Genomic DNA, 4,972 nt, shown 5'->3' on the forward strand with positions numbered 1-4,972 from the left:
GCTAAATAGTAGAATACAAGCATAATTAAAATTAAGATTATTGCCTTCATATTTTCGGTTGAAATATTAATAAATGATATCTTTATAGGATTTTTTAGTAAATTTACACTTACAAATGTTAGGTATGAATAAAAAATAATCGGTAATATGTTGTTTTTGAAAATATTCATCGATGTCTCCTATATAACGTTTTCCTAATTTTAACATATCCTATTGAACTGAACTGCTAGATAGAGCAATAAAAAAGAGTCGCCGAAGCAACTCAAGATCTTGTTCAACTAATGCGTTCGTTAGTTGATTTAATTATCATCTAGTATCCTAAGATTGTGATAAACTCATGATTCTTACATTGATCTCTAATCCATGATTGAAATTCATCAATGAGAACTATTAAATCAATAATATTTTGGTTGAAATTTTCCTTAAATTTAGATTCCGTTTCTTCCCATAAAAAGCTAACCATGGTTTCTATTTCGTCTTCTTTAGGTTTGTTAGTTAAAAAAAGCTTCACATTTTCTAATTGTTCTAAAATTAGTTCCCATGTATGTTTATCTATTTCACTAACTCCCCAAAGTGCCCAAGGGCTATATTCTTTATACGCCTTCTCAATGGCACGAGACAAATATGTAAAAGTTTCATCTGTAATGTAAATAGATTCTTTATTCCAATGATTACCTGTATTTTTGCCAGGTTTAATTTCTACACATGTACCTTTTAGGTTTGCTACATCATATATAATTTTAATTGGAGATAATTTTAATGATTCTATCGCATTTTGCATTATATACAAAAGAAAATCACCAAAATCCTCTGCAACTATTTCTATCTCTCCCCAGTCTTCGTCTATATTAAACGAAACAACTGCTGGTTCACCTTCTTCATTGAGGTTATTTAAATCCAAACAATATATGATGTCATATAAATAGTCAATAATAGTAATGAAGTTATTAGGTAATTTATTCTCTTTTCTTTTCGACAACGTGAACCTAATGGCATCAAGATTATCTGGGGTGTATGATTCTAAAATGTTTTCATTTGTAATACCTAAAATTTCCCATGTTCCAAAAACACCTGCACCATACTTTCCAATAAAATGACGATAGATTTTTGGGAAATTCAATCCTAAAGCTAATTCTGCTTTCTCAATTAAAAGTTCGGAACATTCACCAATATAATCACATTCAACTTCGTTTTCTTCCAATAGCGCTAAAGCTATTTCATAATTTGACCAACTCATTAACTCTCCCCTTAGATGCTATTTATTATAAAGATACCATAAAAATTTCTGTTATTTCTCATTAAACTAACTTTCATATGTGAGAAAAAGGATGATCAATTATTGATCATCCTTTTTTTATTGCACAACTAAAGCGCCAAATTGAATAGCATTTTTATTTTCCGAAGAAAAAGAAATACAGTGCCAAAACATATATACAAATATATATCCATGAACTTATTATCGAGATAAAATTAAAACACCCTTTATCTTTTCTATTTAAAATTACATTTAAAATAGCCAATATTACAACAAAAATAAATAATGGTGCTACTGCTAATTTCGAAATAAGTTCTGGAAATGGCATTGCCATTAATTTATCATCCATATGATCCCCCTGCGATGACTTATATTAACCAACTAATGCATTCGTTAGTTGAATTCCCTGAAAAAAGAGATGCTTTTAGTTAGTGAGGTTAAGAGATACATATTTCAAAATTGCAACATATAGGTTAATTGATTATTTAACAATTAATTGAATGTCTTCAATTTTCACGTTAATTGGTATTAGATCTTCTTTTTTTCTATTAAATACTTTATTAGAACTTGCAAAACTTACCTCAGCCATGATTTCGTAAGTACCTTTATTATTTATTTTAGTAACCTCTTTTTCAGCTATAATATCACCTTTTTTTATAGTTTGATCAAAACCTCGCTCAAAGTAATATCTCTCCATAACTGCTTTTGGTTCCTGTTTTTTTGTTATCGTATAATAAAAATCTTTTTTATTACTTTCATGAATTATATATGTTTCTTTTTTTCCCGTATATTCAATCGAACCTTCTAATTCGATTTTTTTACCAACTTCTACTTCTTTTGGTGTTTTAACTGTTATTAAAAAATCTCCTTTCGTCACTTTCCTGATTACCTTTTCATTAGATATTTCTGATTCTTTAATGCATCCGTTTAAAACAACTAGACAATTTATTAAAAGTATTAGTGGACTTATTTTTCTGAATAAAGACATATAGGTTTTCCCCCTTTCATTATTTTGCAATAAACTGTAGTCCTAAAATTTTCATTTGAATTCTTTTTTTATCTTTTAATTTTCCACTTAATGATTCATGAAAACTAGTATTAATTGCTATATTATATGTACCTTTTTTATTTAATTTAAAACCTTCTTTTTCTGATATGATATCTCCAGTTTTCACTTTCGTGTCAACTCCAACACCTGCGTAGGCTATATCCTTTATGTTTTGTCCATGCTCATTAGTAATTACAAAATGAATATCTTTGCTACCATGAAGTAAGTAAGTATCTTTCTCACCAATATATTTAATTGAACCTTCTAATTCGAATTTCTCACCTATTTTAACTTCAGTTGGGGTTTTTATTTGCAATACAAAATTTCCACTCTTTAACTCTGTGTACTCCTTTTGTTTGGAAATTTCTTGATCATTTGAAGCATTTGAACAAGCAGTAAAAATAGTTAAGCACAATACTAACGTTAATAATTGCTTTATTCGACTTTTTAAACTCATTATACATTCCCCCTTTAAAATTTGGACTGACAAAATATTAGATTTGCTTACATAATTGTATTACAGGTTTTCATACTGTTTTGAAATGTATCCTTGATTAGTATTTAACTTAATTTTCTCAATAAAGTCTCTCAAATTTCAAAGGTAAATTAGCCTATTTATTCCTCATCCTGATCAACCTGCTATTAAATCCAATAAAAAATGAGCCACATATGTGACTCATAATCTTCAACTAACGCGCAAGTTAGTTATATAAGAGATTTTAATTTTGTTTATTAATCTCCTGCTGCAACAATTTTTTTCCCTGTTTCTAAGGCATCTAGGCAAAGTTCCTTTAATTCCTTCGAAAAAATTTTTAAATCATTACAGTCCTTCTTGTAATTATTAGTTATATATTCACATATTTTTTTCAATTCTATGATTTCTTGTTCATTAAATATTTTATCTCCATATGGATCTAGTCCAAGTATCAAATCTATACTTTTAGATTCTTTATTCTTTTGTCTAACATAATACTTCTCTTCTTTAATTAGGTAATCGTGTAGTTCATCTTCAAAAGCTACGTATCTATCAACATAAGCTGCTCCATTAATTGTATTTGAAATACAGAATTCTAAACTCATTTTAGCTATTTTCCTTTCGTGCTATAGAACTAATGCGCCAGTTAGTTGCAGAGTAAATACATCAATTCTAAATTAAAAACCCTATAACCAATAGGGTACTTCAATTTCTGATAGGTCTGTTTTTTTATTAAATATATCGTCTTCTAAAAAGTTAGGTAAAGAATTGCTATATAGTATAACATCAGATCCATGCATAGATAAAACCGGATTTGTACTACACTTATCTGCTATTAGAAATCTATGAGATACAATAGGAATTATATTTGGGATCTGTTTGTTTTCTATTTCTTCATTAGAAAGTTCAAATGATTTAAGTATCCATTTAATCCTATCTTTCATCATTTCTATGTCTCTTGGAAATGAATAATATCCATAACTGTAATTAAACGGGTTTCCAGAATTACCATAAATGTTTATGGTTTCTTTATCAGTGCCATTCATTACACTAAGGTAATCTTTATAAATAGAAGGAAACGAAAATCCCAAAGCATATTCAAATTCCTCTATTTGCCTATTATCTAGTCCTTTATTCCATTTCGTTCCTTTCTGGATCTGAAATCCATAGACGTTTTCCTTTAATTCTATTGTATCCCAAAATTTTTCACTATTTTTTTTTATACTCTGAAAAAAATCGATATTAGACAATTAAAATCAACCCTTCTTAAAAAATTAAAATATAATTACTATTTTAATTTCTAATCCTTAATAATTAATTCATTAATATTATCATATTCCTTCCCTTATTCGACTAAACTTCTCTCAATTTAATAAAAAAGAGCAGCCTAATGGCCACTCATGTTTTTCAACTAACGCGCCAGTTAGTTAAATAAGAAATAATTATTTTTCAGCAAAAGGCTTCCAATTTTCATCTTTTTCATAATTAGATGTTGGTTCGCCTCCATTTGGGAACAGCGTTTTAGATGCTCTTCCTATTTCTTTAAAATTCTTTTGAGCTTCTACTAAAGATTCTTTATTTGCCCCACGAAGATCTGGAAAGGCTGCTTGAGCGTCATCATCCATCCACCTACAGACCGGACAAGTTTCCCAATTATTACGTTCCTTCAATGTTTTATAACCACAACAAGGACATGTGTACCTTTTGCTCAGTCTTTTTAATGTATACATAATAAGTACATGTAGATTATTATCATCTATTCCATCAAAGTGATCCCACCAAGTTGTTTGAGCTATAAAACTCATTTTATTTACAGCGTTAATATAATTAATGGAAGGGATTCCTTTTTTGATATCTATCTCATTTAGAAATTTTAAGATTTCTAAATGAGATAGTTTATTAGGTGATGAAAATACTAAGGAAAGTTCCTCAGAGGAATGAAACTCAAATGATTCTAAATCGTTATGATATAATCGGACCCATAACCCCTGATTATTTAGTTTTTCCCATCCATTTTCATCATTTTCTGGATCACCAAAACTTATTCTAAATTTACCTTTAACCGTGTCTTTTCTACTATAATCATAAATAAAATAGATATACTCTCCGTTACTTGCTAAATCCATCAGTAAATCCATTCCATTTGTGACCGTTAGAACATAACGATTTATATTTTCAATATTAGAAATATTAC

Annotated in this window: 7 protein-coding genes; all 7 read right to left on the reverse strand. The window is 28.5% G+C overall.

Going from position 1 to position 4,972, the window contains the following annotated elements; genetic code table 11:
• Positions 1 to 310 precede the first annotated feature (310 nt).
• A complete protein-coding gene (locus ACX6U0_RS21160) occupies positions 311 to 1,237 on the reverse strand; it encodes an SMI1/KNR4 family protein (RefSeq protein ID WP_464961794.1) in 927 nt (308 codons plus the stop codon).
• 154 nt (positions 1,238 to 1,391) lie between these two features.
• Positions 1,392 to 1,604, reverse strand: a complete 213-nt coding sequence (locus ACX6U0_RS21165) for a hypothetical protein (protein ID WP_464961795.1) — start codon at positions 1,602 to 1,604, stop codon at positions 1,392 to 1,394.
• A gap of 132 nt (positions 1,605 to 1,736) precedes the next feature.
• Positions 1,737 to 2,273: a hypothetical protein gene (locus ACX6U0_RS21170; protein WP_464961796.1), complete on the reverse strand. Its 537-nt coding sequence runs from the start codon at positions 2,271 to 2,273 to the stop codon at positions 1,737 to 1,739.
• Positions 2,263 to 2,760, reverse strand: a complete 498-nt coding sequence (locus tag ACX6U0_RS21175) for a hypothetical protein (protein ID WP_464961797.1) — start codon at positions 2,758 to 2,760, stop codon at positions 2,263 to 2,265. Before ACX6U0_RS21175 ends, ACX6U0_RS21170 begins: the two co-directional genes overlap by 11 nt.
• A gap of 275 nt (positions 2,761 to 3,035) precedes the next feature.
• Entirely contained in the window at positions 3,036 to 3,383 is a 348-nt protein-coding gene (locus ACX6U0_RS21180; RefSeq protein WP_464961798.1) for a hypothetical protein, read from the reverse strand.
• A gap of 81 nt (positions 3,384 to 3,464) precedes the next feature.
• Entirely contained in the window at positions 3,465 to 4,028 is a 564-nt protein-coding gene (locus ACX6U0_RS21185) for an SMI1/KNR4 family protein (protein WP_464961799.1), read from the reverse strand.
• Positions 4,029 to 4,220: 192 nt separating this feature from the next.
• On the reverse strand, positions 4,221 to 4,972 hold a 752-nt coding region (locus ACX6U0_RS21190), incomplete at its 5' end, for a CPCC family cysteine-rich protein (protein WP_464961800.1).

The organism is Gottfriedia sp. ABJ_BB2_2, assembly GCF_055484705.1.